Below are 26,269 nucleotides of genomic sequence, written 5' to 3' on the forward strand. Positions count from 1 at the left end.
AACTTCAAATTTCAATGTAATGAATAAACTTTTACCTTCCGTGAAAAGTTTAATCACGCTTGTCGCAGTCCTGTGCTTCATGTTCCAGGCTTCTGCGGCGCAGGCCCAGAAGGTGAGCCTGTCGGTCCGTAATGTGACCATCAAAGCGGCGATTGAACGCCTGCAAAAGGATTATGGCTATTCGTTCGTCATCAAGACGAAGGATGCCGATGTAAACAAGAAAATCACCCTGGATGTCAAAAACGAGGAGATCGGCGTCGTTGTCGGCAAGATGTTCGCCGGACAGAATGTCGTGAGCAGCGTCGAGGGCAAGATGATCGCCATCGTATCCACGCCCGCAAAGGAGGAACCGGCCGGCCGTGCTTCGGCCAATGCGGTCGTGAAGGGCGTGGTCAAGGACAGCGCCGGAAACCCGATCACGGGCGCTACGGTGATTGTCGACGGCACGACGATTGGCGCTACCACTGACCTCGACGGTTCGTTCTCGGTCAAGGTGGGCGGGCGCAAGGACATTCGCCTGATCGTCTCCTACCTCGGCCTGAAGACCAGGGAAGTTGCGGTCGGCGACCCGTCTCGGTTCTATGAAGTCCGTCTCGAAAACGATAACATGGCGCTCGACGAGGTGGTCGTTGTCGGTTACGGTACGCAGCGCCGCAGCCTGGTGACCAACGCCATCAGCCAGTTCAAACCCACGGAAGAGAACATGCGCAGCGTGATGTCGCCGTCGGAACTGCTCCAGGGCCGCATCGCCGGTGTGTCGATCTCCACCAGTTCGGGTAACCTCGGTTCGGCCGAGAAGATGAGCATCCGCGGTTCGTCGTCGCTCAGCGCGAGCAACGAGCCGCTTTACGTGATCGACGGTATTCCGTTGTCGAACAACTCCGCGTCGCTCTATTCGTTCGGCGAGAGCATGAGTTCGCTGGCGACGCTCAACCTCACGGACATCGAGTCGATCGAGGTGCTGAAGGACGCCGCGTCGGCCGCCATCTACGGTTCGCGCGCCACCAACGGTGTCGTGCTGATCACCACCAAGCAGGGCCGCGAGGGCAAATCGGAGATCAAGGTAAACTACGGTTTCAGCATCACGCAGTTCGCCAACAGGAACCGCCGCGAATACGTCGATTCGAAACAGTATGTCGAGGTTTTCAACGAAGGCATCGACAACTACAACCGCCAGAACGGATTCACGGTCAACAACTCGGGCTATGTCAAGCACATCCAGAATCCCTACGGGAACATGCCCGACACCGATTGGCTCGACCTGATCACCCGCCTCGGGCAGTCGCACTACCTCGACCTGTCGTTCTCGGGCGGCAACGCCAAGACCAAATACTACCTTTCGGGAAGTTACAATTACCAGGAGGGCGTCATCAAGACGAACGACATTTCGAAGGTCAACCTCAAATCCAACATCAGCCACGAGATGTTCAAATGGCTGAAGGTAGGCGCCAACATCAGCGGCAACTACCTGCACAACAACCGTATCCCGGGCGCCGACCTCGGATCGACGATCATCGGCCGCGCCGTACAGCAGCGTCCTTTCGACCGCCCCTACAAGCCCAACGGCGACTATTACACGGGCGGAACCGACGAGCTGCTGCTGCACAACGCCGTGCAGATTCTCGCCGAGGAGACCTCCTATACGGACAACTACCGTTTCATCGGCTCCTTCTGGGCCGAGGCGCAGATTATCGAGGGCCTGAAGGTCAAGGCGTCGTACAACAACGACTCGGCCTACACCTACGACTACGTCTATTACAACCAGAACCACCCCTATGCCGCCGACAACGGCCGTATCCTGGATCGTAACCGGTTTGTGATGACCAATACGATCGACCTCTACGCCAACTACGACCGCAAGATCGGCGAGGATTTCGAATTGGGCGCCATGGTGGGCCACTCGTTCCTCAAGACGAAGAGCCGCACGTCGTATATCGACGCGCAGAACTATCCCTCGCCCGCATTCGACGTGGCGAGCGTGGCCGCCAATATCGTCGGCGCCAGCGCCGGACTGTCGGAATATGCCATCGAGTCCTATTTTGCCCGTCTGAGCCTCGCCTACAAGGATCGTTACGTGGTCAATGCGACGATCCGTACCGACGGTTCGTCGCGGTTCGCTCCCGACAGCCGCTGGGGCTGGTTCCCATCGGTGTCGGTTGGCTGGAATGTCTCGAACGAGCCGTTCTGGGATGCCGATAAGACTGAACTGAAAATCCGTGCCAGCTATGGCCGTACGGGTAACCAGGACGGAATCAGCAATTACGGATGGCAGGCACTGATCAGCGGCGGCGTCAACTACGGCGGGCAGAGCGGTATCGCCATCTCGTCGAGCGGCAACGACAAACTGACGTGGGAGACCGCCGACCAGTACAACGCCGGATTCGACCTGAGCTTCCTGGGCGGCAAGATCAACATGATCGCCGACGTTTACCTGAAGAATACGAACAACCTGCTTTATTCGAAGCCCGTGCACGCCACGACCGGCGAGACCTCGATCCTGAGCAACATCGGTTCGATGCGCAACAAGGGTGTCGAGTTTACGATCAACACCCATTTCAACCTGGGCAAGGTGGCGTGGAGTTCGTCGCTCAACATTGCGCGCAACGTCAACAAGCTGACTTCGCTGCTCGAAGACGATATGCTGGCGATCGGTTCGAACCGTGCGCTGAAAATCGGCAAAACGGTCGGATCGTGGTATATTTTCCGCAAGGACGGCATCTACCAGTACGACGGTGAGGTTCCCCAGGCACTCTACGACAAGGGCGTACGCGCGGGCGATGTCAAGTATTGGGACCGGAACGGCGACGGCGACATCACCGACGACGACCGTATCGTTACGGGCAATCCCAACCCCAAATTCTCGGGCGGCTGGAACAATACCTTCAAGTACAAGGGCTGGGAGCTGAGCCTGTTCTTTACGTACAGCTACGGAAACGACGTTTTCGCATCGTGGATGACTCCCTGCGCCAAACCGGGTTATACGCGTTCGCTGCTGAAGCAGTTTGCCGACAACCGCTGGACGGGCCCCGGTACGACGAACGAATATCCCCGTGCGATCTATTCGTACAGCGGCTGGAACTCCAAGAACGGCACGAACCTGCTGACCGACGGCTCGTTCATCCGCCTGCGTTCGCTGACACTGGGTTACACCTTCCCGCAGCGGATGATCAACAAGATTCACCTGAAGGGACTGAGGCTCTATGCCCAGGGCGACAACCTCTTCCTCTGCTCGCGTTATCCCGGCTGGGACCCCGAGACGAGCGTGAACCTCGATCCGCGCTTCTACGGCGAGGATAACGACGGCGTTCCCCAGCCGCGTATCTTCAAGGTAGGCCTTAACATCACTTTTTAAATCCGACAATCATGAAATCGTTGCATAAAATCATATTGCTTGCCTTACTGCCCCTGATGGGAGCCTGTGGCAGTATGCTCGACATCGAACCGCACTCGGCGGTCTCCCCGACAGTCGTCGGTTCCGGCGATATCGAAGCGCTGCGTGTGGGCATGTACAGCCAGGTCCAGGAGAACCCGACCTATTATTCCTACATCGCCTTCGACCTTTTCGGCGGTGAACTGATGACCAGTACGGGGCGTCCGATCGACCTGATCAACTCGCTCTCCAATGCCCTGCATTCGTTTATCAGCAGCCAGTGGAACGGCTACTACAAGGCCCTTCTGCAGGTGAACAACGTCATGTCGATCGCCGAGGGGCTTCCCAACAACGCTACGCGGAACCGGGTGCTGGGCGAGTGTCACTATTTCCGGGCCTACATTTACCTCTGCCTGGTGACCCGTTTCAGCGACGTGCCCGTATTGCGCCAGAACACCCAGGACAAGGTTTCCCGCGATCCGGCATCGGAGGCGTGGGCGCTGATCGAGGAGGACCTCGACGCAGCTACGGGTTTCCTGAACGGACTGACCGCCGACAGCTACTACTACGTATCGCCGTTTGCCGTGACCGCTTTGAAGGCCCGCGTGAAGCTCTACATGGGCAAAAAGGGCGAAGCGAAGGAGCTGGCCGAGAGCCTGATCGAGAATCCGCGTTATGCGCTCGACGACTTCAGCAAAATTTTCCGCGGTAAGGCCAATACGGAGGTGATCTTCGCCTTCTCGTGCCTGACCGAGGACGGTTCGTCGATCAAGATTTCCAACCAGTTCTACTCGTACAACCACCCCAACAAGGGCAGCTATAACTACCGTCCTGCGGGCGACGTGATGACGATGTACGCCGATAACGACTTGCGCAAAGACATATCGATCACCACGCTCGACAACCTGAATTTCATCAACAAGTACCCCAGCGGGCAGACCGGGTCCGACCCCGTGGTCATTTCGCGCCTCGCTGAGATGTACCTGATCAGCGCCGAGGCGCAGGGGTTGAACGGCGGTCTCGACCGGCTCAACGAACTGCGCGAGAAACGCGGCCTTGAAAAGGTGAGTCCGGCCAATGAAGCCGAGTTCCTCGATGCTGTCCTGCAGGAGCGTCGCCTGGAGTTCCTGGCCGAAGGTTTCCGCTGGTACGACCTGGTGCGCACCGGAAAGGCTACGCAGACGCTCGGGACGAAAGACTATCAGTGCCTGATGCCGCTTCCGAGCCGCGAACTGCTTTACAACCCGAATCTCAAACCTAACAATCCGGGTTATTAACAAGGATCGTCCAATAGAGATAAAATTATGAAAACGATGAGATTATATAAATATATGATTGGGATGCTCCTATGCGCATGGCTGCTGATGTCGTGCGACAACTCGAACCGTTTCGACGAGTATGCTAAATTCGATACTACGGCGGAAACGGCCTGGGGACAGAGCATCGTCAACGGATCGAACGGTTATGTGGCTCACGTAAAGAGCGACAAAACCTACACCCTGGCGAACGGCGTGGATGTGCTGGAGATGGCTTTCCTGGCCGACGACGGCCTTGCCATGCAGATGTTCCTGTTCAAAATCGCGCTGAGCGACCGGATTACCCTGCGTACGACCCTTGCCAATGATAAGGACGCGGTGGGAACCGGCCAGACGATCATGAACCAGCTCGAAGCGATGCAGAAGAACGGAAAGAAGGTGTTGGGCGGCACGAACGCCGACTTCTTCAATACGACGACCTACATTCCATACGGCGTATGCTACCGCGACGGCGTGGCGGTGAAGACTTCGTTCAGCCGCGAGGACTGCAATGTCTTCGTGATATCGAAAGACAATACGGCTTACTGCCTCACGACGGAGGAGTATACCCTCTTTAAGGATCAGGTCCGCGAGGCGGTCTGCGGCCGCAGTACGCTACTGCTCAAGAATGGCGAGCAGTTGGACCAGAGTTCCAACACGATGCCTGCCGCGACGATGGAGCCGCGCACCGCGATCGGCGTATCGCAGGACGGTAAGGAGGTTTACCTGATGGTCGTCGACGGCCGCAATTTCTACTATTCGAACGGCGCCGACCTGCTGGACCTGATGAACCTGATGTCGGCCTGCGGCGCCAGCGACGCCCTGAACCTCGACGGCGGCGGTTCCTCGACCTTCATTGCCAAAGACATTGAATCGGGCGAACTGAAACTGTTGAACTGGCCTACCGACAACGGCGGCGTCATGCGTAAAGTAGCGACCGGATTGGCGATTGTTGAACAATAAACGACGGAACAGATGAAAACGATTTTTCAATACCTGCTTCTGACTGCCGCATGTGCGGCGTTCGGAGCCTGTCAGGACTTCAGCGACGATTCGGCGTTCACGCCGGAGACGCCCGAACTCTCGTTCGTGGAATCCGGCATCGATGCCGGAAAAGCGACCGGAGACTATCAACTTACGATCAAGTCCAACCTTCCCTGGCGTATCGAAGCCGACAAGGACTGGGTGACATTCGATCCCTCGTTCGGCCCCGGTGACGCTACGATCACGGTGACGGTGGCCGCCAACCGCACGCTCAGCGAGCGTACGGCGACGATCTCGGCCTATGTCATCAAGGGTGAGAATACTTCCCTGCCCGTGAAGCAGGCTGCTGCGAGCGCTTCGGACCTCGCGACGCACTACTATGTCAAGGCCGATGCCACGGCTGACAAGGACGGTCTGACGTGGGAGACGGCCACTTCGCTCGACAACGCCATCGAACTGGCGATGAACGGCGACGTGATCCACGTGGCCGCCGGTTCCTACGTGCCTTCGGTTCCGTTGACGGGTATGAAGACGGCGCTGGACAACACGTTCGAAATCCACAGCAACTTCTCGATGATCGGCGGTTATCCGGCTGATGCGGCCACGGGCGCCGAGGCCGATCCCGAAGCGAACGAAACGATTCTGGATGGTAACAAGGCCGTGTGCCACGTGGTTACGGTAACGGCTGCCAAGATGGCCGGTATGAAGGCTACGCTCAACGGTTTCACGATCAAGAACGGTTCATCGCAGTTCGGCACGGTGGGAAGTACGACGATCGGCGGCGTGAAATTCTACCAAAGTTACGGTGCAGGTATTTTCATCGGTAATTCGACGGTGGATGTGCTGAATTGCAAGATCAAGGACAATACGGATATCCGCATGGGTGCTATCCGCGTCGACGCGGGAGCCGAGGCGCTGTTCGACAACTGTCAGGTTGTGGACAATGCAACCAAATCTACGGCAGCGTACAACGGCGGCTGTCTGTGGGTCGACGGAGCCAACTTGCTGCGAATCAACAACTGTACCTTTAACAACAATAAGACCTCGGGCGTCGGCATCTGTATCTATATTTTCGGCGATACGGGCGGCAAGACCAACGTGCTGATCAGCAACACCACGATCTCGAACAACAGTGTCAATCCCGAACATGCCACTAAGAACGGCGGTGGTATCTACGTCCGCGAGAACGGCAATCTGGTGATCGTCAATTCGACGGTTTACGGCAACCATGCCGGAAAGGGCGGCGGTATCGCAGTCTACGGTTCGGCAGCCAAGGCAAGCAAAACCGTGATTGTCAGCTGTACGATTGCAGGTAATACCAATGTGACGGAGGACAGCGGCCCGGGTATTCAGCAGGTGAACGCCTACGGAGCTGTGGAGGTTTACAACACGCTGGTTGCGGGCAACTCGCAGGGCGGCGTGGAGGACAACGTCGTGTGGGCAGGCAGCAACTACAAGGTGGCCAGCACGATCATCGGCAACACGGTTTACAACGCCGACGGCGGAGTGGTTGCAGGAGCGTCGTTCGATCCGGTTTCGATGCTCAGCCCGCTGAACGATAACGGCGGAGAGACGAAGACCTGTGTACTGATCGGTGACGGAAATCCCGCCCGCCAGTATGGAATGTCCGCTTCGGACCTGAAGATCCTGGGCGAAACGCTCGACCCGGCGTTCGGCGAGGCGATCAGCACGGTCGACCAGATCGGCGGATCGCGCACGGGCAAGACGGTGATCGGAGCCGTCGTGAAATAAGGTTATTCACAGGGGGCGTGCCGGTATGTTCGGTACGCCCTTTTTTTAATTTTTCGAACGATGAAATTATTGAAAACAGCGGTGTCACTGCTCGTTCTCCTGGTCGGCATCCCCGTGTTTGCAGGCCAGCCTGCACCGCGGCTGAAGGTGGGCTCTTCGTCCGGGATTTTCGGGCCGGTCTCCAACTGGACCTACGAAACCTTTGCCGAGGCGAAGAAGGCCGGTATCGATGCCATTGAGATCAGTGCTTCGAAGCTGTTCCTGGACAAGGAGATGACCGACGATAAGCAGATCGAAGCGCGCTGCCGGCGGTTGAAACGCGACCTCAAACGGGCCGGGATCGAAATCTGGTCGGTGCACATGCCTTACGGCAAAGAGATCGACCTTTCACAGACGGACGAAGCTGTCCGGCAGAAAAGCGTCGAGCTGAACCGGCGCGTACTGCGTTTCTGCCGCATCCTGTCGCCCCGGATCGTGCTGTTCCACCCGAGCTGGTATCTCGGCCACGGGGAGCGTGACGCGCGGATCGCCTGCCTGGTGCGGTCGGTCGGGGAGTTGCTCCCGGATGCGAAGAAGATCGGTGCCGAGGTGGTTATCGAGAATATGCTGGGCTACGAACTGGTCAAGGACGAGAACTACGAGCGTCCGCTGAACCGGACGGTCGAGGAGGTGCTGCACATCATGTCGCTGATGCCCCGGGAGGTGAATGCCGCGGTCGATACCAACCACATCGACAATCCGGAACTGCTGATCGAGGCGCTCGGCACGCGGGTGAAGACGATCCACGTCAGCGACGGCGACGGCCGCAACGAGTGCCACGAACTGCCCTGGCAGGGCAGGGGTGACAACGACTGGGTGGCTGTCCTGAAAGCATTGTACGAGGATGCCCGTTACCGGGGCGTTTTCATGTACGAAGTCAAGAAGGCGGAATTCCCGGAGTTGAAAGCCTGCTACGACAAGATGTACGAACAGTACGTGCAGTCGAAGCAATAGAAAGGTGTTAAGGTTAATGGGAACGCGGGTTGATGAGATTTCATCAACCCGCGTTTTTTGATTTCGGGATCGTGTGCCGGTTATTTGCGGACTACGATGCAGTTGGGCACGCCGCGTTCGCCTTCGTGGTCGAAGCGGCGGTTGTCGTAGGGATGGTTGAGCACGCCTTCCTTGGCAGTCCAGAGCGTCGAGGAGCCGCCGCCGTCGAGATTCAGCGCCTCGGTGAGGCCCAGTTGGCGGGCGATGTAGGCCGTTTCGGCGATGGTCGCGCCGTCGCCCTGGCCCTTGAAACGTCCGTCGATCACGGCCATTACGACCGTACCGTCGGCGCGCTTGCCAATCAGCGTGCGGGGATGGCGGCGGGTGTAGAAGCTGTCGCCGGAGGTGTATTCGACCGTCTTCCCGTTATCGATCAGCACGGGCCCGGCGGCCAGGGCCGAACGGTAGCGGCGTGCCACGTCGGGGTACTGTGTCGTGTCGCAGGGGAAAATATCCATCTTGCGGCCCTTCTTGTCCTTGAAAGCCACGATGCCGTTGGTGCGCATCAGCTCTTCGGGGGTGGTGCGGCCTACGACCTTTTTGTCCAGCAGCACGAAGGTGACGGGAGCGAAGGTCTTGACGTTGAAGTAGCTGCCGTTGACGGCGATCTCGGCCCCGGCGGCTTTGCCCAGGGCACTCGTAGCCTCCGCTTTGCGGTCGAGGTGGACGATGGCGGTCGTAAAACTGCGCCCGGGGTAGGTGGCGACGGAGATGCTCTGGCACGAACCGAACATGTCGATCTGTGCATAGCGGCATTCGGCGCCGTCGCCGAGGTCGGTCGTGCGCCATTCGGCGGCAGCGAATGCAATCGAGTCGCGGGGAGTCTGCGCCGCGGCGGTGAAAGAACAGAGGAGCGCCAGGGCTCCCAGCAGGGTTTTGTTCATGGTTTCAGTAAACGGAGTTAGTATCCACAAATTTACGCATTTAGCTCCGATTTCGCAAGTCTGCAGGCCGCTATTTTTCCGAAAAATCAGGCGTCGGTTTTTTCGGAAAAGAAAGCGCCTCCGGGTATTCGGAGGCGCTCTGTTCGGGATTGAAAACCGCTTATTGCTTGGCCTTGGTGTAGACCGTGCCGGAGCCTTCGATCGTGAGGGTGTAGTCACCCTCGGCGTTGCGGGCGATCACGCCCGTTTCGGTGAAATCGATGGTCTGGCCGTTGCCGAGGCTCTGGCCCTTGAGCAGGATTTTATCGGCTTCGCCCTGGAGTTCCCACGAGGCGTAGACCAGCGTCGCCATGTTGACCGACTTGGCTTCGCCTTCGACCATGATTTCGACGCCCATGACGGACTCGGGGTTGATCGGGTCGGGCATCGTCCATGTGCCGACGGCTTTGGCGTAAGTGGGGTCGGTGGCCACCTTCGTGGCAGCGGTTCCTTCCTCCAGCTTGCCCGTATAGTCCACGGTGATCGGGGCGCCGAGCAGCAGGCCGTTGGCGTCGGTCTTGTCGGCGTCCATGGTCGAGAAGGTGTAGGTATCGTCGGCGGTCAGTGCGCGGACGGTGACGGTGTTCATCGAGGCGTCGGTAATGACTCCCGAGAAGGTCTTGGGGGTGTTGTCGGCGCAGGCGGCCAGGCCGCAGGCCGCCAGGAGGGCAAACAGGGATTTGATGTTTTTCATGAAGCTGTTATTTAGGGATTTGCATGTTTTCTAGTTTGCTCCGTTTTTTACATATTCGTCGATGGCTTTGGCCGCGGTGCGTCCTGCACCCATGGCCAGGATGACCGTTGCGGCGCCCGTCACGGCGTCGCCGCCGGCGAAAACGCCCGGGCGGGTCGTTGCGCCGTGTTCGTCGGCCGTGATGCAGCCGCGGCGGGAGGTTTCCAGTCCGGAGGTCGTGGCGGCCAGCAGCGGGTTGGGCGAAGTGCCCAGCGCCATGATTACCACGTCGCAGGGGATTTCAAAATCCGAACCCTCCTTGACGACCGGCGACCGGCGGCCGCTTTCGTCGGGTTCGCCCAGCTCCATCTCCACGCAGCGCAGTCCTGTGACCCAGCCTTTTTCGTCGCCGAGGACCTCGGTGGGGTTGGTCAGCATGCGGAAACAGATGCCCTCCTCCTTGGCGTGGTGGACCTCCTCGACGCGCGCCGGGAGCTCCTTTTCCGAACGGCGGTAGACGATCGTCGCCTCTGCGCCCAGCCGTTTGGCCGTGCGCACGGCGTCCATCGCCACGTTGCCGCCGCCTACGACCACGACGCGCTGCCCGACGTAGATCGGGGTGTCGTACTCCTTGTCGTAAGCGTGCATCAGGTTGGCGCGCGTGAGGAATTCGTTGGCCGAAACCACGCCGTTGAGGTTCTCGCCCGGGATGCCCATGAAGCGGGGCAGTCCGGCGCCCGAGCCGATGAAGACGGCGTCGTAACCCTCCTCTTCGAGCAGCGAGTCGATCGTCACGGTGCGTCCCACGATTACGTCGGTTTCGATTTCGACGCCCAGCCGTTCGACCTGTGCGATTTCACGCGCCACGATCCGCTCCTTCGGGAGGCGGAATTCGGGGATGCCGTAGACCAATACGCCGCCCACCTTGTGCAGTGCCTCGAAGATTTTCACTTCGTAGCCCATGCGGGCCAGGTCGCTGGCGCAGGCCAGTCCGGCCGGGCCGCTGCCGATGACGGCGACTTTATGGCCGTTGCGGGCTGCGGCGGGCTGTACGGGGGCGCCGTGTTCAAGTTTCCAGTCACCGACGAAACGTTCGAGTTTACCCACGGCGACCGGTTCGCTCTTGATGCCCAGGATGCACGAACCTTCGCACTGGCTCTCCTGCGGGCAGACGCGACCGCAGATCGAAGGTAGCGAACTGTCCTCGGAGATGATGTCGGCGGCCTCCTGCAGCCGGCCTTCGTGCAATGCGGCGATGAAGTCGGGGATGCGGATGCCTACGGGGCAGGCCGCTACGCAGCGGGGATTCTTGCAGCGCAGGCAGCGGGAGGCTTCGAGCGTGGCTTCTTCGAGGTTGTAGCCGTAGCAGACCTCCTCGAAGTTGGCTGCACGGAGTTTTGGGTCTTGTTCGCGCACGGGAACGCGCGGTATTTTGTTTGCCATAATTTATTTGTCCAATCCGATCTTACATTGATGTCCTGCTACGCGTTCAGCTTCGATGGCTGCGGCGCGCTGCTCCTGGGTGCGGTACATGCCCTGGCGGCGCATCGCCTCGTCGAAGTCGACCTCGTGGGCGTCGAACTCCGGGCCGTCGACGCACGTGAAGCGCGTTTTGCCGCCGACCGTCACGCGGCAGGCTCCGCACATGCCCGTACCGTCGACCATCAGCGCGTTGAGCGACACGGTGGTTTTCAGACCGTATTTCTTCGTGGTGAGGGCAACGAATTTCATCATGATCATCGGCCCGATGGCGATACATTCGTCGTAGTGTTTACCCTCTTTCTCGATCAGTTCGCCGATCAGGGCCGTTACGAGTCCTTTGAAGCCTTCGGAACCGTCGTCGGTGGCGATATAGAGGTTTTCGGCGACGGCGCGCATGGCGTCGGTGTAGATGAGCATCTGTTTGTTTTTGGCGCCGATAATGACATCCGCCTTTACGCCGTGTTCCCGGAGCCATTTGACCTGCGGATAGACCGGGGCCGTGCCCACGCCGCCTGCTACGAAGAGGTAGTGCCGTTTGCGCAGCTCTTCGAGGGGGATGTTGACGAATTCCGACGGGTGGCCCAGCGGACCTGCGAAATCGGCGAGTGCCTCGCCCTGTTCCCGGGCGCAGATTTTGCGCGTCGAGGCGCCGATGGCCTGCGTGACGATCGTCACGCTGCCCTCCGCAGCGTCGAAATCGGAGATCGTGAGCGGAATGCGCTCACCGTGTTCGTCGACGCGCACGATGACGAATTGTCCGGGCTGTGCCGAGCGGGCAACGCGCGGCGCGAGAATCTTCATCAGCCAGATGCCCTCAGCAAGGAGCCTTTTTTCAAGAATGGGGTACATTATAATCCGTTGTGTGTTTGTGTGTCACTCTTCGATGATTGCCGTTACCCGGATGCGCCGCATGGGCCGCACGGGATCGTTGGTCACCACCACGAGGTGTTCGGTCAGCACGCCGTAGTCCTGTGTCCGGGGATCGAGCAGTATTTCGCAGCGGAGCGAATCTCCGGGGGTGATTTTCCGGCCCGGGGCGAATGTCGTGGCTACGCGTCCTTCGCCCTCGACGGCCCGTACGATCAGATCCGCATCACCCGTATTCGAGAGCATAAAGTGCATTCTCCGAACCGGCCCCGCATGCTTAACCGGGCCAAATTTAAGGATATTTTCTGAAAAATCGGCTTTCGGGGCTTTTTGTGTTGCATCCGCGGGCTGCGGATCGACTCCGATACCGTGTGTGACGATCGTTGTACCGTTGCTGCGTCCGTCGACTACCACTGTCTGTGCATCGCGTACGGTCCCGTAGCGGGGCTTGTCGGTGGGGATGAGGTAGGAAAAGTTGATTTCGCCCTGTTCACCCGGTGCGACCTGTTTCGGATAGTCGCTCCGGAGCAGTCCGCTCGTGGTTTCGGGCCGCAGTTCGAGGCGGACCGGGCGTTTGGAGGTGTTCGCATAACCGATGGTTCCCTGCACCTGCTGTCCCTGGTATATATAGGAGAAGGCGTTGAGCGTCGCGGCCAGCCGCAGCCCTCCGCCGGCGTCGACGGGGTAGAGTTCCTCGACGCTTTTCTGCCGGGGCGTGACACTGCCCTGGATGGTGAGCGTGGCGATTTTCCGCTTTTCCGAAGAGTAGACCCACAGTTCTTTGGTGAAGGCGCCCGGACGGTTGGCGGGGTCGTAGGTGACGGTGACCTGCGTCTTTTCGCCCGGAAGGATCGGTTTTTTCGAAAAATCGGGGACCGTGCAGCCGCAGGTGGTCACTACGTCGAGGATTACCAAAGGGGTGTCGCTGCGGTTTACACCCGTAAACGTATGGCTCACGCGGCCGTCGGACTCGCGGATCGTACCGAAGTCCCATTCGGCGGGCTGGAATGTCAGGCGTTCCTGCGCCGGGGCCGTTAAAGCGCATAGCGCCAAGAGAATAAGGGAAATAACGCGTTTTGTGATCATTTCTTTATGATTTGTGCGACATGCAAAGATACTTTTTTTACGAAAAATTCCTGCAATAATTTTGCGGGAATGAAAATTTGCTATATATTTGCACTCCGAAACAACGAAACAATTTGTTTCAAAAAGCCTGAATAGCTCAGTTGGTTAGAGCACATGACTGTTAATCATGGGGTCCTAGGTTCAAGTCCTTGTTCAGGCGCAGATGCGCGAGGGTTGCGTAAAGGTTCTTTCAAAAAAACGCCTGCAGAAGAGGTCAGTAATGGCTTTTTCGGGTAATCGGAAGATTGCCTTTGCAGTCCCAAGCCATTTTTAGGGGAGCTTAGCTCAGCTGGTTCAGAGCGTCTGCCTTACAAGCAGAGGGTCGGGGGTTCGAATCCCTCAGCTCCCACGAAGCCACCGTATGATAAGGGTGGCTTTTTTGTCGGCCTTGCAGCCGCTTACATATTTCCACTTTCCCGCAAGGGAGAGTCTTTCGGGAGCTTAGCTCAGCTGGTTCAGAGCGTCTGCCTTACAAGCAGAGGGTCGGGGGTTCGAATCCCTCAGCTCCCACCGATCGAAAGAAAATCAGACCACTCGGAAGAGTGGTTTTTTATTTTTCAGGAATCCTGCGTGCCGGAGATTCTTTTATATGAAAATGCGTTATATTTGCGACTAAAATAAGTCTGTTATATTTCCGACGGGGTATGCGCAACGCGATAATTATCGTCTTTTTCCTGCTTGTAAGCAGCTGGCGCGTGTCGGCGGAAACTTCCGATGCCGCCCCGGACGATGCGGCGTATGTAAGACTTCAGCAGCTTTCGGCAATGAATCTCAATATCGGGGCCTCGTTCAGCACCGATTCGCTCTTGTGGCTCAGCCGCAAGGTCGAGGCTGCGGCCCGGGTTGCGGGGAGCGTTTCCCGGGAGTTCAAGGCCGGGCAGATACTGGTCAATGCCTACGGCCTGGCCGGAAACCTGGCGCTGGCGGCGAGCAAGGCCCAGGAACTGCTCGACAAGGCCGGGCGGGAGGAGAATCCGCTGGCGATGGGACTGGCTATTCAGGCAATCGGCGATACATACTTGGTGGCGGGGCGTTTTGTCCAGGCGGACAGCCTTTTCACCAAAGCGGAGCCCTCTATTATGCAGTACGGCGATTGCTTCATGCAGGCGGAACTGCTGTTGCAGGAGATTCATGTACATCTTTCCCACGACTCTTTCGAGGCTGCCGTTCCGGAAATCGAACGGCTGCACACGTTGCTCGACACGACTGCCGGCAACCTGCCCGCCGTCGAATCGTATCGTTTCCTGCTGCGCAGCTACGAAGTTCTCTTGGCGATCCGACTGGGGGATACGGCCCGGGCCGGGGCGCTGCTTGCCGGGATTCGCACCTCCGGGGCGTTGCAGGAGGGTTTTCGTATGTGGGTCTATTACCTCGAATCACAGTATCGTCTGCTTACGGAGGATTACGGGGCTGCTTTGCAGTACAACGACTCCACGTTGTCGATCGCACAGGGCGGAACCAACGGTGATATCCTGTTCGAGACACTGATGTCCAAAGCTTCGCTGCTGGAGAAGACCGGCCGCAACCGGGAAGCCTCCGAACTTTACCGGGAGATTCTCCGGATCACCGATTCGCTTTACCAGGCGCGCTACACCGTGCAGATCGATTCGTTGCACGCCACCTATTGGACCGATCAGGTGCAAATGGCCAATATCAACCGCCGCAACCTGTTGTATGCCTGGATTGCCGGAGGTTTATTCTTCCTGGTCGCCGTGACGCTCGTCGTCGTCCTGCTCGTTCGCCGTAAAAACCGTCAGCTTATCCGGTCACGGCAGGAGTTGGAAGCCGCACGCGCCGCTTCGGACGACTCGCTGCGCACGAAGAGTCTTTTCCTCTCCAATATGAGCCATGAACTCCGGACGCCCCTGAACGGCATTGTCGGATTCTCGGCAATACTTACCGACGAAGAGTCCATCGACGAGCAGACGCGGCAGCAATGCTGCGAATACATCCGTGAGAATGCCGACCTGCTGCTCAAACTGATCAACGATGTCGTGGACCTGTCGGAACTCAAAGACCAGTCGATCCGGTTCACATATGCTCCGTGCGACGTGGTGGCGCTCAGCCGCGGCGTGCTGAAAACCGTTGAAAACGTGAAACGCACCCGGGCGGAGGTCCGGTTTGTTTCAGATGTCGAAAAACTGGAACTCATGACCGACAGGAACCGGTTGCAGCAGGTGCTGATCAACTTGTTGATCAATGCCACGAAATTCACTCCTCAGGGGAGCATCACGCTCTCGCTGCACCTCGACGAACAGGCCGGCGAAGCGGTGTTCTCGGTCGAAGACACCGGCTGCGGGATTCCCCTGGAAAAGCAACCCCATATCTTCGAGCGCTATGAAAAACTCCATGAAGGCGTTCAGGGGGCCGGATTGGGTCTCTCGATCTGCCAACTGATCGTCCAGCACGGCAGAGGCCGTATCTGGATCGATTCCTCCTATACGAAGGGGGCTCGTTTTGTCTTTACCCATCCGTTGAATCTCAAACCCGAGCAGTCATGATAACCCGGCTTCTTGTCTTCTTTTGTCTGCTCGCACTGCCCGGGGCGTTGTCTGCGCAGGAGAATAATGTCCGGGACAGCCTGCTCGTGCGGCTCGGAACGACGACCGGTCATAACGAGGAGCGCATGGAGGTTCTGAATGCACTTGCCAAGACGACGTTCGGAAATTTGGAAGAGTGCCGGAAATATGCCGAAGACCTGCTGGCGGAGGCTGAACATCAGAATAACGGTTATTACAAATGCCAAGCCTACCTTTCGCAGTTGTTGGTTGCCTATAACTCGTATAAAGCCGACGAGGTTCAGCGGATCGCAGCGATTCTGGTCGGGCTGAGCCGTCAGGAAAAACTCTACGACATCATGTTCAAGGCTTGGCGGTGCTCGATCGATTTCATGATTCTCTCGCAGGATTTCGAGCGGAATGAGAAAGAAGCGAAACGCATGCTCCGGGAGGCTGAACGGCTCAACAGCGCCGCCGGTGTTCTGGAAGCCAGTCAGGCGCTTTCCAACCTCTACCGTGCGACATACCGGAAGGAACAGGCCGTTGAAGTGCTGGAAGATGTCCTGCCGCTGGCTTATCAGCACGGCGACCTGGCAACGATTATGAACATCTGGCAGCAACTGTTGTTCGTGTATCCGGAGATCAACGAAGGCCCGAAATGGATCGAGGCCCTGAGGAGTTTCGAGGCCTATATTTATAATCTTCCCGATAACGGGTATCGCACGGAGTTGCCGATGCTGCTGATCCTCTATGCCAGTTATGTGGATTACTATACGCAAAACGAGGATTGGGAGCGCGCGCGTGCGGCTCTGGCGAAGGGGGAGGGCTTCTATCCTGAAGTTAACTCGCCGCTCTACCAGATTATTTTCGACCGCAAGGCTTGCGGTTATTACTGCGGTACGCAGCAATATGAAAAAGCCCTTGGCAAGATCGACAAGGCGCTGGCGAGCGTCAAAGCGCTTTCGTCGGAGCAGGATTATTACGGGATATTTCCGTTGAAAGCTTTCATTTTGTACAAACTTGGGCGTTATGCCGAAGCTGCGGATCATTACCGGGAGTCGATCGTTTACAACGACCATTTGCAGACGGGCGCCATCGGCAAGCAGTACGAAGAACTCAAGCGGAATTTCAACTCCGACCAGCAACAGCTCGAAGCCGCCCGGTTCCGGTTCAGCCTGCAACTTTATATGCTGATCCTGCTGATCCTCGCGTTGTTGGTCGTGGGCGGGTTTATCTTTTATGTGTTCCGCAGCCACCGGACGCTCCGCAGGGGCGAAGCCGAAATGCGCGTTGTGACGCGGCGTATGGAGCTTGCCAACGAAGCCAAGAACCGGTTTCTTTCGAATGTCAGCACGACGATCCGGGGCCCGCTCAACGCGGTTGTCGAGGGGTCCATGCGACTGGCTTCGCATCAGGCGGGGAGCCGCTCCGAACAACAACGGCTCACGCAGGATATACGCCGGATGTCGGCCGGCCTGCTGAAGATGATCAACGATATTCTCGATCTCTCGCGCCTCGAAGCGGGAATGATGAGGTTCGATATGCGCGATACCGAGGTGTCGAGCCTGTTGGCGGGTGCTGCGAGTGTCGCGGGAACGTCGGCTAACCGGATCGAGATACGCCCGGAGTATCCGGACAATACGCTGTTCATGGCGGACCTCGATGCGGCAAGATTGCAGCAGGTTTTCGAAACGTTGCTTATGCCGCCTAAAACCCGGAGCGTCATCGTCGTGACCGTTCGGGAAGCGGATAAGGTACTGCATATTCGGGTGGCCGGAAGCGCATTGGCGCAGGGACAGCCGCCGCAGGATATTGTTATCCGGAATGAAATAAACCGTATGCTCGTCACCCGTTTCGGGGGCAGTTATATGATTTCGGAGGAGGCGGGCGTCGGGCTGATAAACCTGACCATTCCGATTCGGAAAGTGATTCGGGTCTGACCGCTAATTTAAAACCGCCCTGCGAAAGCAGGGCGGTTTTTGTTTAAAGTATTCCGGATGCGGTTTGAGCTCCGAATCCGATGTTGTTTCCCGACGGTCAGCGTTTTTCAGGCATCTCTTCGCGGCTGTTGCCGGGATAGACCTTCAGCAGGACGACGCCGTGGGGTGCGACGGTAGCCTCGAACTTGTCGGTGCACTGTGCGAGGTCCTTCTGCCGCCACAGGTCGCGCACGGTCTGCTGGCCGCGCAGTCCCAGCATGCGGAGCGTGAGGGTCATCTTCACGGGCTGCCAGCCCCGGTTGAAAAGCCCGACGGCCATCGAGCCGTCGTCGAGGTGCTTGGCGTAGATCACCTGGTCGCCCTCTTGCCAGACGGGTACGGCCTGCAGGCCCAGCGGGTCCTGGTTAACGTCGATCACCTCGTCGTTGGTCAGCAGGCTCCGCGTGAAGTCGTCCATCTGTGCCATGTCGCAGCCGATCAGCAGGGGTGCTGCCAGCAGCGACCAGAGGCTGATGTGCGTATACTGTTCGTCGGCCGTCAGTTGTGTGTAGTGGAGTTTCGGGCCCCAGCCGACCATGCCGATAACCAGCATGTCGGGATCGGCCCAGTGGCCCGGGCGGTTGAAGGGCAGCCAGCGGTCCTGGCTGAATCCGATGCTGCTGACGCTCTCCCACGTATCGCGGATGTCGCCCGTCGTGCGCCAGCAGTTGGAATACTGCATCCACTGCGGTGCGTCGCCGTAAGGCGCGCTGTTAGAGAGGCTGTAAACGACATCGCGGTCGAGGGTTTGCAGGGCGTCGTGCATCTCCTTGACGTGGTAGTAGTCGAGCGGGCTCCAGTCGTACTTGAGGTAATCGATGTCCCATTCGCCCCACTGCTTTACGTCCGGTTTTACGAACGAGTAAGCGCCGAGGTGGTAATACTCGCGGCGGTCTTTCCAGTAATTTCCGCCCTCCTTCTGATAGCGGTAGTGTTCGTTGTGCTGGCCTTTCTTGATCCATTCGTTTTCGCCGTCGGGGTTGTCCGAATAGCTGCCGATGTGTGCGGCGTAGGTTCCGACCCACGGTGTGGAGTAGATGCCCACCCGCAGGCCCATGTCGTGAATCTCGCGCGTGAGGGCCTTCATGTCGGGGAATTTCGTGTTCGGCTGGATCGCGTTGTCCTTGCCGCCGCGTTTGCCCTGCCAGCCGTCGTCGATGTTGATGTAGGACCAACCGTGGTTGATAAGCCCGCTTTCGACCATGGCGCGTGCCGACGAGAGTACTTGTTCCTGCGTGACATCGCGCGCCCAGCAGTTCCAACTGTTCCAGCCCATGGGCGGGGTGAGTGCGATTTCGCTCCCGACGACGATCTTCAGATCGCGGTCGTAGCTGCCCAGTGCATTTTCGGCTTTCAGTTTCACGGTGTATTCGCCCGGAGCGGTTACGCGGCCTGTGATCCGTCCGGTTTTGGCGTCGAGCTTCAGCCCTTTGGGAAGCCCTTCGGCGGAGAAGGTCATCGGACGGACGCCGGTAGCGGCGATCGTGTAGAGGAATTCCGAACCGGGACGGACGCCGAAGATGCGCGCTCCGTTGATGCGCGGCGTGTCGGCGGGTTTCGGGGTCAGGATATACCGGGACATGTCGGGCGCGGTCTGCGCCGTGGCCTGCCCGGCCGCCGCCCCGCCGCAGAGTGCGGCGAGGGCGAGGGTCGTCAGGCAAAGAATAATCGGTTTTTTCATCGGGTTGAAAAACTTATAATTTGCGGTTATTCGGTTTTCTCCGCCAGTACCGGGATGAATTCCGATACGGAATAGAGTTTGTTGCGGTTGCTGGCATTTACGGCCAGGCGTATGTAGCGGCCCGAAACGGTCCACTGCTCGGTGGAGTATGTTCCGGTGGTCGAGGTGTTGGTCTTGTCGCCGAAATCGAAATCCTGCGCTTTGGTCCAGTTCTCCCCGTCGTCCGACAGTTCGACGTAGCCGGCGCGGAGGTCGGTAACGTACGAATCGCTCCGGCGGACAAGCGTCATGCCGCACCAGTAGTACGTTTTGCCCATGTCCCAGACGGTCGCCGCTTCATCGGGGTTGATGTCGCCCTGCCCGGTGTTGTTGTAACGGCTTTCCCAGCGGGTAACGAGGTCTCCGTCGATCATCAGTTCGGGACCGCGGCCGGTGTAGTAGGAACTGCATGAGATGAGACGCCACTTGTTTCGGCTGTCTGCGATCGGGAGCAGCGAGATGTGGAAAAGGACCGTGTTTTTCTCGCCGATCTTGAATTTAGAATTACTTTTGAGTTTTACGGCCAGCGTGTAGTAGCGGTCCGTGCTGAGTTTCGATTTGTCGACCTTGATCGTCGATACGGCTTCGTTGTATCCGGCTGTCAGCTGGCCTTCGGTGAACGTATACGAATCGGCCGGCAGGGGAATGTACTGCGTGCCGTTCGCCGCATTGTATTCGGCCAGCACGTCGTCGCCGTGATCGTATGTGCTCTCGGTGTCCCACTTGTTGTTGAATTCGGTGTAGGTGACGAATTCGAGGGTATTGGCGTCGGCGGCGCTCAGGTCGGATTCCACGAGGCCGGCATTCCTGACGAGCACCTCGGTCTGCTGCATGCGGGGATTGACCAGGATCGTGTTCAGCTCTTCGTTGACTTCGGTTCCCGCAGCCGTGAGCCGGAACGGGATGACGTAGTCGTTCATCTGGGGCAGCTTCATGATCTCCGGGCAGTTGAGTCGTACGGAGAAGGTTGCGCGCCGTCCTTCGGCCGTGATCGTGCCGGAGTTTTTGATGATCTGGTAGCAATCCTCGCCGAGCAGCGAGTAGGAGGAACCGTTTACGGCGTTAAAGGCTTCGATGGCGTCGGGGTCGAGCACGATCTTTACCTCCGATGCCTGGCCGAAATAGCCGCTGCTGTAAGCATAGATGTTGTAGTCGAGCGTCTCTTCCACATCGTAATAGGTCGCAGTCTGCGCCCCGTTGTTGACGATGTAGACACGCGGGTCCACCAGGTTGTCGTTGCGGTGGTCTTTTTCGCAGGCGGTCAGCAGCAGGATGCCGGCGAAGGGAAGCAATATATTTTTCAGTTTCATAATTATCCGGATTAGTGTGGTTTACCAGCCGTAATTCTGCGTGCATTTCACACGGTCGAGTTCCTCCTGGGAGATCGGGAACAGGTAACAGCGTTTGGTGAAGACGCGGTTGCCGTCGCGGCCGCCGTCGTACTTGCAGACGACGCGCTGCCAGAATTCGCCGGTCGATTTGTGGTCTTTGGCCGAGATATTCATGCCGTAAACGGGCATGTTGTTGTCCGTCTCGGCGGTCATCCAGGTCCGTGTGTCGAAATAGCGCAGGTTCTCGAAGCACAGCTCGACCTGGCGCTCGCGGCGGATCAGTTCGCGCATCTTGGTCTGGTCGCCGACGGCGTCGGGATAAACCTCCTCGATGTCGGGGACTCCGGCGCGCTTGCGGATCATGTTCAGGTAGAGCGTGATGTCCATGTTCGACGGATCGTATTCGTTGAGCGCTTCGATGTAGTTGAGCAGGACTTCCGCATAACGGAACACCGGGAAATCGATGAATCCGAATACGTTCGTACCGGTTCCGCCCACGGAGGTGTCGAGTGCGGGATTGATGAATTTGTGTACGAGGTAACCCGTAGGCGCATAGTTGTGGGATGGACCTGGGCCTGAGTTGCCGTCGGTGAAAAACTGAATATCGGCGGTTTTCTTATTAGCGCCGTGCCAGGTCATGCCGCTCCAGAAGACGTTGATGTAGAAACGAGGCTCGCGGTTCTGGTACATTTTGTAGGTGTCCAGTTCGTCCCCGTAGATCGGGTGCTTGAATTTCGAGAATCCGGTTTCGCTATAACCCGCGTTGGGATCGATAATGGGTCGCGACTGATCGTCGTTGGTATAACCCGTGATGGGATAGCGGCCGTTGGACATAGCGAATGCGTCGACTTGTTTCTGGGTTACACCGTAGCCGCCGTAGGCCGTACCGCCGACCTTCGGGGGAGTGGCGACGACGCGCGCCTGGTAGCCGCTGGCGATGCGGGTGTAGATTTTCTCCACGACGCCGGTTTCCGAACCTACCGACGTGAAGAGTTTGTTGAAGCTGCCGTAGGGGTCTTCGCCGTCGGCGCCGACCAGGGTGTAGAGGTTCAAATCCATCACGTCTTTGGCGGCCTGGGCGGCCTTTTCCCACTTCTTTTCATCGTATTGGGTCGGGAAAAGGTGGTCGCCGTGTTTGTTGACGATTCCGTTGTAGAGGTCGTTGCCGTTGAAGAGCTTGCGGGCCGAGTAGAGCAGCAGACGGGCGCGGGCCGCCAGGGCGGCGCCTTTGGTCGCGCGGCCGTAATGGTTGTTCGGCCAACTGTTGGGCAGCCCTTTCGAGGCCTCCCAGAGTTCGGTCGCCACATAATTGACGCATTCGTCCCACGTGTTGCGCTCGCGTTCGTCGAGTCCGGACTGGGTGAAGTCCACCGGGTCGTCGCCGATGAGGAAGACGGGACCGTAGACAGGCAGCATCATGGAGTAAAAATATGCGCGCAGGAAGCGGGCTTCGTTGTAGTAATAGCCCTTGTCGGTTTCGGTCAGTTCGGGACATTCGTAAACATGCTGCATAAAATAGTTGGCCTCGCGGATACCTTTGTACATGTTGTTGTACGTATCGTTGCGGAATGCATTGGTCGACGGGTTCCACGAATTGTAATTGATGGTGGTATAAGTCCGGTTCAGGTAGCTGAACGAGGCTTCGTCCGAGCAGGCTTCCCACGGAATGTCGTCGTTGGACGAAACGCAGGCCGGGGCTTCGTAGTTGGGCTGCCAGGCGTAGATGTTTGTCAGGTATTGAAGCGTGGTGCTCTGTTTTTTGAAGATATTTTCCGAAGTCAGCGGTTCGTCGGGCTGACGGTCGAGGTACGAATCGCAGGAAGCGAGCAGGGCTCCGGCGGTCAGTAACAGGATGAGTGTCTTGAATATGTTTTTCATGATTGTTGCCGGTTAGGGGTTAGAAACCGATCGTGAGACCGATGTTGATGATCCGGTTGTTCGGGTAGTTGGTAGCTCCGGTTTGCAGGTCGGGGTCCCACAGTTTGAAGGGGCTGATCGTAAAGAGGTTGACGCCCGAGAGGTAGACGCGCAGGTTCTGCATGGCGATCTTGCTGGCGATGCGCTTGGGCAGCGTATAGCCGATTTCGAGGTTTTTCAGGCGCATGTAACGTCCGTTGGCCATCCAGAATGTCGACTGGCGGTTGTTGTTTTCATTGGGGCTGGTCGTCAGACGCGGATATTTGGCGTTGAGGTTGTCCGGAGTCCAGTAGTTGCCGTACAGGTCGGCGAAGACGCCGGCTTCCTTGGTATTGCGGGCCACGAATGCCTGCGTCTGGTCGGTGAGGGTCGAGAAGCTGACGTTGCCCACGCCCTGGAAGAAGGCCGACAGGTCGAATGCCTTCCATTGCAGCGAAAATCCGAAGCCGTAAACGATCTCGGGGATATCCGGATATCCGATCGGCTTCTCGTCGTAGCCGTCGATAATGCCGTCGCCGTTGAGGTCGATGTATTTGATATCGCCCGGCTTAACATCGCCGAAACCCTGCTTGGCCCACGAGTCAATGTCTTCCTGATCCTTGAAGAGCCCGGCCGCTACCAAACCGAATTTCTGGTATTGCGCCTGTCCGCGGCGGTTCATGTAAAGATATTGGTAGTCGGGCTGGTCCTGGTCGACGATCATGTTGCGGGCATAGGTGAAGTTACCGCGCACGGTGAGATGGAGGTCCCTGCCGAGGGGCTGGTGATATTCGAGCGAAGCGTCGATACCGCTGTTGCGCATCTTGCCGATGTTCACCCAGGGCTGTGTACTCATTCCGACATACATGGGAATGGATTTGCGCTGAAGGAAGATGCCCTCGCGGTGCTCGTTGAAATAGTCGACGGAGATATTCAGCTTGCTGAAGAACGACAAGTCGGCGCCGACGTTGAGTTTTTTGGCTTTTTCCCAGCCGACGTTCGGGTTCGGGTATTCGCCCAGGCGGATGGACGAGTTGCTTCCCGGAGTGGTTCCGAAATAGTAGGTGTTTCCGCTGACCACGGTTTCGTTATAGATGAAACGGCGGTTTCCGCCGATCTGGTCGTTACCTACCGTACCGTAGGAAGCTTTTAACTTGATCATGCTGACCACGTCGCGGATCGGTTCGAAGAATTTCTCGTTCGAGATGACATAACCTACTGCGACTGATGGGAAGAATCCGAACCGGTGTTTGGGTGAAAAGTTCTCCGAGCCGTTGTAGCCGAAGTTACCCTCGATGAAATAACGGTTGTCGTAGTTGTATGTGATGCGGCCTGCGATACCCTGGTGGCGGTAGGGCAGTGCGGCTTCAGAGTCTTTGGCGCTGTCGCCGACGTAGTTCTTTTGTGACTGCTGGAAGAGGAACATGGCCGAAACATCGTGTTTGCCGAAGGAGCGTGCCCAGTTGGCCACGGCTTCGAGGTAGACCGAACGGTAGCCTTTGTTGGTCTGCTTGTAGGTGAGGTTTTCCTCGCCGATCTTTGTCTGGTTGTATTCGATTTCTCCCGCTTCGTTACGGCCGGTGGCCAGCCATTGGGGCGAGGTTTTCGTGCGGCCCAGGTTATTCTCGTTCTTGGCGTCGAACGAACCCTTGACCGAGACGGTAAGCCCCTTGGTTACCCAGTCGCCCAGGTCCTGTGTCAGGGTGAAAAGGGATTGTGCCGTATTGTAGAAGATTTCGCGGTAGCCGGTCTGCGTCAGCAGGGCGTAGGGGTTTTCGCCCTGGCCCGAGGCCGGACCGGCGAGATAGCCGTTCGAGTAGACTGCCGGGAAGGCATTAGGTGCGGTCTTGAGCGCATAGTCCCAGATACCGGTTCCGCTGGAGTTCGTTGCGTCCGAACCGGGCTGGTTCTTGCGCTCGAAAGTGGTGGCCAGGTTGACGTTCAGTTTGGTGTATTTGTGGAGCTGGACTTCGACGTTCGACCGGAAGTTGAACCGGCGGTAGAAAACCGACGTGTTGTACTCCTTCATGTTGTCGGATTTGAAAAGACCGTCCTCGTTGTAGAAACCGCCTGAGATGTAGTATTTGGCGGTGGAACCGCCGCCGGTAACATTGACATTGACGCGCTGGTTGAACGAATAGTCCTTATAGAGTTTTTTCACCCAGTCGATGTTGGGGTGCAGGTCGGGGTCCGAACCGTTGCGGAACATTTCGATGTCCTTCTGCGAATAGACCTCGTATCCGGCCGCCGCGTTGTACATTTCGGCGAACTGGATGGCGTCGACCATTTCGGGAATCTTGGTCGGCTGTACCATGCCGGCTTCGAATTTGATGGAAATCTGCGGTTTGCCGATGACGCCTTCGCGGGTTGTAACCAGTACGACGCCGTTGGCGCCGCGTACGCCGTAGACGGCGGTGGCGGCGGCGTCCTTGAGGATCGAGAACTCCTTGATGTCCTCGATGTCCACCAGGTCGAGGTCGCGCTCGATACCGTCGACCAGGATCAGCGGCGTCTTGTTGGAACCGAAAGTGCTGATACCGCGAATCCAGAAGGTCGACGAGGCCCCCGGTTCGCCCGAACGCTGTACGGAGATGACGCCCGCGAGCTGTCCGGCCAGGTTGTTCGAAATTTTACCCGTAGGCATCTTGATGTCGTTGACCGCAACGGTGGCGATCGAACCGACGATGCTGGCCTTCTTCTGGGCGCCGTAACCGACGACGACGACCTCTTCGAGGTTGTTGTCCGGAGCGAGCGAGATCACTTTGGGAACGCGGTTGAGCGGAAACTCCTGGGTCTGGTAACCGACGAAGGAGAAGGTTACGTAGCCGTAGTTGCCGGAGAACGCGTAGTCGAACGAGCCGTCCGAAGCAGTGCTCGTACCGAGGGCCGAATCTTTGACCCAGACCGTAGCTCCGATGATCGGCTGTTGAGTTGCGGCGTCGATTACTTGTCCCGTGATGTGGTGTTTCTGCGAGACTGCCGGAGCCGGGGCCGGAGCCGGAGCAGCGCTTTGCGCCGCCGTGCGGGTCAGGATGATGTTGTTCTGACGGATGATGTAGGTGATGCCGGTTCCGCGCAGTGCTTCATCGAGCAGTTGCGAGACCGATTTGGTCGATTTCGAGATTTTTGCCGGAACGTTGTCCGCCAGATTGCCCTGGTAGGAGATCCGGTAGGAGGTTTGCGCCTCGATCTGCTGGATCAACTCTTTCAGGGTGGTTACGTTTTCAACGCGCACCGAAGTATCCTGGAGCGACGAAGCGGCTTGGATTCCCCCCCCCACGGAATAAGGAGTAACAGGCATGCCAGCCGTAGATACCAGGCACGCTGTGTGCAGAGTAACTT

General features: G+C 57.9%; 16 protein-coding genes and 3 tRNA genes. 10 read left to right on the forward strand and 9 right to left on the reverse strand.

The window, feature by feature from the left end; translation table 11 throughout:
* Positions 1-40 precede the first annotated feature (40 nt).
* From I2E69_RS09800 to I2E69_RS09820, 5 genes are read left to right on the forward strand one after another with little or no spacing between them, the layout of a single operon-like run.
* Complete coding sequence (locus tag I2E69_RS09800) at positions 41-3,352, forward strand: TonB-dependent receptor (protein WP_317191094.1); 3,312 nt, start codon at positions 41-43, stop codon at positions 3,350-3,352.
* Between the two features lie 11 nt (positions 3,353-3,363).
* Entirely contained in the window at positions 3,364-4,647 is a 1,284-nt protein-coding gene (locus tag I2E69_RS09805) for a RagB/SusD family nutrient uptake outer membrane protein (RefSeq protein WP_195461040.1), read from the forward strand.
* Between the two features lie 36 nt (positions 4,648-4,683).
* Entirely contained in the window at positions 4,684-5,628 is a 945-nt protein-coding gene (locus tag I2E69_RS09810) for a phosphodiester glycosidase family protein (RefSeq protein ID WP_229095448.1), read from the forward strand.
* A 12-nt stretch (positions 5,629-5,640) separates the two neighbouring features.
* Positions 5,641-7,401, forward strand: coding sequence for a right-handed parallel beta-helix repeat-containing protein (locus I2E69_RS09815; RefSeq protein WP_195461042.1), 1,761 nt, complete (start codon positions 5,641-5,643; stop codon positions 7,399-7,401).
* Between the two features lie 60 nt (positions 7,402-7,461).
* The gene (locus tag I2E69_RS09820) at positions 7,462-8,394 is read left to right on the forward strand and encodes a sugar phosphate isomerase/epimerase family protein (RefSeq protein WP_195461043.1); all 933 of its coding nucleotides are present in this window, start codon (positions 7,462-7,464) and stop codon (positions 8,392-8,394) included.
* An 80-nt stretch (positions 8,395-8,474) separates the two neighbouring features.
* Here I2E69_RS09820 and I2E69_RS09825 read toward each other — a convergent pair whose 3' ends face one another.
* The 5 genes from I2E69_RS09825 to I2E69_RS09845 all read right to left on the reverse strand — a co-directional run bounded on the left by I2E69_RS09825 (position 8,475) and on the right by I2E69_RS09845 (position 13,464).
* Positions 8,475-9,317, reverse strand: coding sequence for a phosphodiester glycosidase family protein (locus tag I2E69_RS09825; RefSeq protein ID WP_195461044.1), 843 nt, complete (start codon positions 9,315-9,317; stop codon positions 8,475-8,477).
* A gap of 160 nt (positions 9,318-9,477) precedes the next feature.
* Positions 9,478-10,050 carry a lipocalin family protein gene (locus tag I2E69_RS09830; protein ID WP_195461045.1) on the reverse strand — a complete coding sequence of 191 codons (573 nt, stop codon included), beginning with the start codon at positions 10,048-10,050 and terminating at the stop codon, positions 9,478-9,480.
* Positions 10,051-10,080: 30 nt separating this feature from the next.
* A complete protein-coding gene (gene gltA, locus I2E69_RS09835; RefSeq protein ID WP_195461046.1) occupies positions 10,081-11,472 on the reverse strand; it encodes an NADPH-dependent glutamate synthase in 1,392 nt (463 codons plus the stop codon).
* A gap of 3 nt (positions 11,473-11,475) precedes the next feature.
* Positions 11,476-12,360 (reverse strand): sulfide/dihydroorotate dehydrogenase-like FAD/NAD-binding protein, encoded by an 885-nt coding sequence (locus tag I2E69_RS09840; protein WP_195461047.1) that lies wholly within the window; start codon positions 12,358-12,360, stop codon positions 11,476-11,478.
* Positions 12,361-12,384: 24 nt separating this feature from the next.
* The gene (locus tag I2E69_RS09845) at positions 12,385-13,464 is read right to left on the reverse strand and encodes a DUF1573 domain-containing protein (protein WP_195461048.1); all 1,080 of its coding nucleotides are present in this window, start codon (positions 13,462-13,464) and stop codon (positions 12,385-12,387) included.
* Positions 13,465-13,589: 125 nt separating this feature from the next.
* On the opposite strand from I2E69_RS09845, the gene I2E69_RS09850 reads away from it, so the two are divergent.
* From I2E69_RS09850 to I2E69_RS09870, 5 genes are all read left to right on the forward strand, one after another.
* A tRNA-Asn gene (locus I2E69_RS09850) sits at positions 13,590-13,663 on the forward strand.
* Between the two features lie 114 nt (positions 13,664-13,777).
* A tRNA-Val gene (locus I2E69_RS09855) sits at positions 13,778-13,852 on the forward strand.
* An 86-nt stretch (positions 13,853-13,938) separates the two neighbouring features.
* Positions 13,939-14,013: transfer RNA gene (locus I2E69_RS09860), tRNA-Val, on the forward strand.
* A 134-nt stretch (positions 14,014-14,147) separates the two neighbouring features.
* On the forward strand, positions 14,148-16,004 hold the full coding sequence (locus I2E69_RS09865) for a sensor histidine kinase (RefSeq protein ID WP_195461049.1): 1,857 nt from the start codon (positions 14,148-14,150) through the stop codon (positions 16,002-16,004).
* Positions 16,001-17,941, forward strand: a complete 1,941-nt coding sequence (locus tag I2E69_RS09870) for a sensor histidine kinase (RefSeq protein WP_195461050.1) — start codon at positions 16,001-16,003, stop codon at positions 17,939-17,941. The genes I2E69_RS09865 and I2E69_RS09870 overlap by 4 nt, the downstream gene beginning before the upstream one ends.
* A 97-nt stretch (positions 17,942-18,038) precedes the next feature.
* Here I2E69_RS09870 and I2E69_RS09875 read toward each other — a convergent pair whose 3' ends face one another.
* The 4 genes from I2E69_RS09875 to I2E69_RS09890 are packed head-to-tail and all read right to left on the reverse strand — an operon-like array spanning position 18,039 to position 26,228.
* Positions 18,039-19,661, reverse strand: coding sequence for a putative Ig domain-containing protein (locus tag I2E69_RS09875; RefSeq protein ID WP_195461051.1), 1,623 nt, complete (start codon positions 19,659-19,661; stop codon positions 18,039-18,041).
* 26 nt (positions 19,662-19,687) lie between these two features.
* Entirely contained in the window at positions 19,688-21,010 is a 1,323-nt protein-coding gene (locus I2E69_RS09880; RefSeq protein WP_195461052.1) for a BT_3987 domain-containing protein, read from the reverse strand.
* Positions 21,011-21,031: 21 nt separating this feature from the next.
* Positions 21,032-22,909, reverse strand: coding sequence for a RagB/SusD family nutrient uptake outer membrane protein (locus I2E69_RS09885; protein ID WP_195461053.1), 1,878 nt, complete (start codon positions 22,907-22,909; stop codon positions 21,032-21,034).
* 19 nt (positions 22,910-22,928) lie between these two features.
* Positions 22,929-26,228, reverse strand: coding sequence for a SusC/RagA family TonB-linked outer membrane protein (locus I2E69_RS09890; protein ID WP_229095449.1), 3,300 nt, complete (start codon positions 26,226-26,228; stop codon positions 22,929-22,931).
* Between the last annotated feature and the right edge of the window lie 41 nt (positions 26,229-26,269).

The sequence above is a fragment of the Alistipes sp. D31t1_170403_E11 genome (assembly GCF_015553985.1).
Classification (GTDB): domain Bacteria; phylum Bacteroidota; class Bacteroidia; order Bacteroidales; family Rikenellaceae; genus Alistipes; species Alistipes montrealensis.

Bases quoted from the DNA above. Each gene is read 5' to 3' on its own strand.
- I2E69_RS09820 (WP_195461043.1), top strand. From the start codon at position 7,462: ATGAAATTATTGAAAACAGCGGTGTCACTGCTCGTTCTCCTGGTCGGC.
- I2E69_RS09865 (WP_195461049.1), top strand. From the start codon at position 14,148: ATGCGCAACGCGATAATTATCGTCTTTTTCCTGCTTGTAAGCAGCTGG.
- I2E69_RS09875 (WP_195461051.1), bottom strand. From the start codon at position 19,661: ATGAAAAAACCGATTATTCTTTGCCTGACGACCCTCGCCCTCGCCGCA.
- I2E69_RS09810 (WP_229095448.1), top strand. From the start codon at position 4,684: ATGAGATTATATAAATATATGATTGGGATGCTCCTATGCGCATGGCTG.
- I2E69_RS09825 (WP_195461044.1), bottom strand. From the start codon at position 9,317: ATGAACAAAACCCTGCTGGGAGCCCTGGCGCTCCTCTGTTCTTTCACC.
- I2E69_RS09880 (WP_195461052.1), bottom strand. From the start codon at position 21,010: ATGAAACTGAAAAATATATTGCTTCCCTTCGCCGGCATCCTGCTGCTG.
- I2E69_RS09885 (WP_195461053.1), bottom strand. From the start codon at position 22,909: ATGAAAAACATATTCAAGACACTCATCCTGTTACTGACCGCCGGAGCC.
- I2E69_RS09830 (WP_195461045.1), bottom strand. From the start codon at position 10,050: ATGAAAAACATCAAATCCCTGTTTGCCCTCCTGGCGGCCTGCGGCCTG.
- I2E69_RS09815 (WP_195461042.1), top strand. From the start codon at position 5,641: ATGAAAACGATTTTTCAATACCTGCTTCTGACTGCCGCATGTGCGGCG.
- gltA (WP_195461046.1), bottom strand. From the start codon at position 11,472: ATGGCAAACAAAATACCGCGCGTTCCCGTGCGCGAACAAGACCCAAAA.
- I2E69_RS09805 (WP_195461040.1), top strand. From the start codon at position 3,364: ATGAAATCGTTGCATAAAATCATATTGCTTGCCTTACTGCCCCTGATG.
- I2E69_RS09870 (WP_195461050.1), top strand. From the start codon at position 16,001: ATGATAACCCGGCTTCTTGTCTTCTTTTGTCTGCTCGCACTGCCCGGG.
- I2E69_RS09840 (WP_195461047.1), bottom strand. From the start codon at position 12,360: ATGTACCCCATTCTTGAAAAAAGGCTCCTTGCTGAGGGCATCTGGCTG.
- I2E69_RS09890 (WP_229095449.1), bottom strand. From the start codon at position 26,228: ATGCCTGTTACTCCTTATTCCGTGGGGGGGGGAATCCAAGCCGCTTCG.
- I2E69_RS09845 (WP_195461048.1), bottom strand. From the start codon at position 13,464: ATGATCACAAAACGCGTTATTTCCCTTATTCTCTTGGCGCTATGCGCT.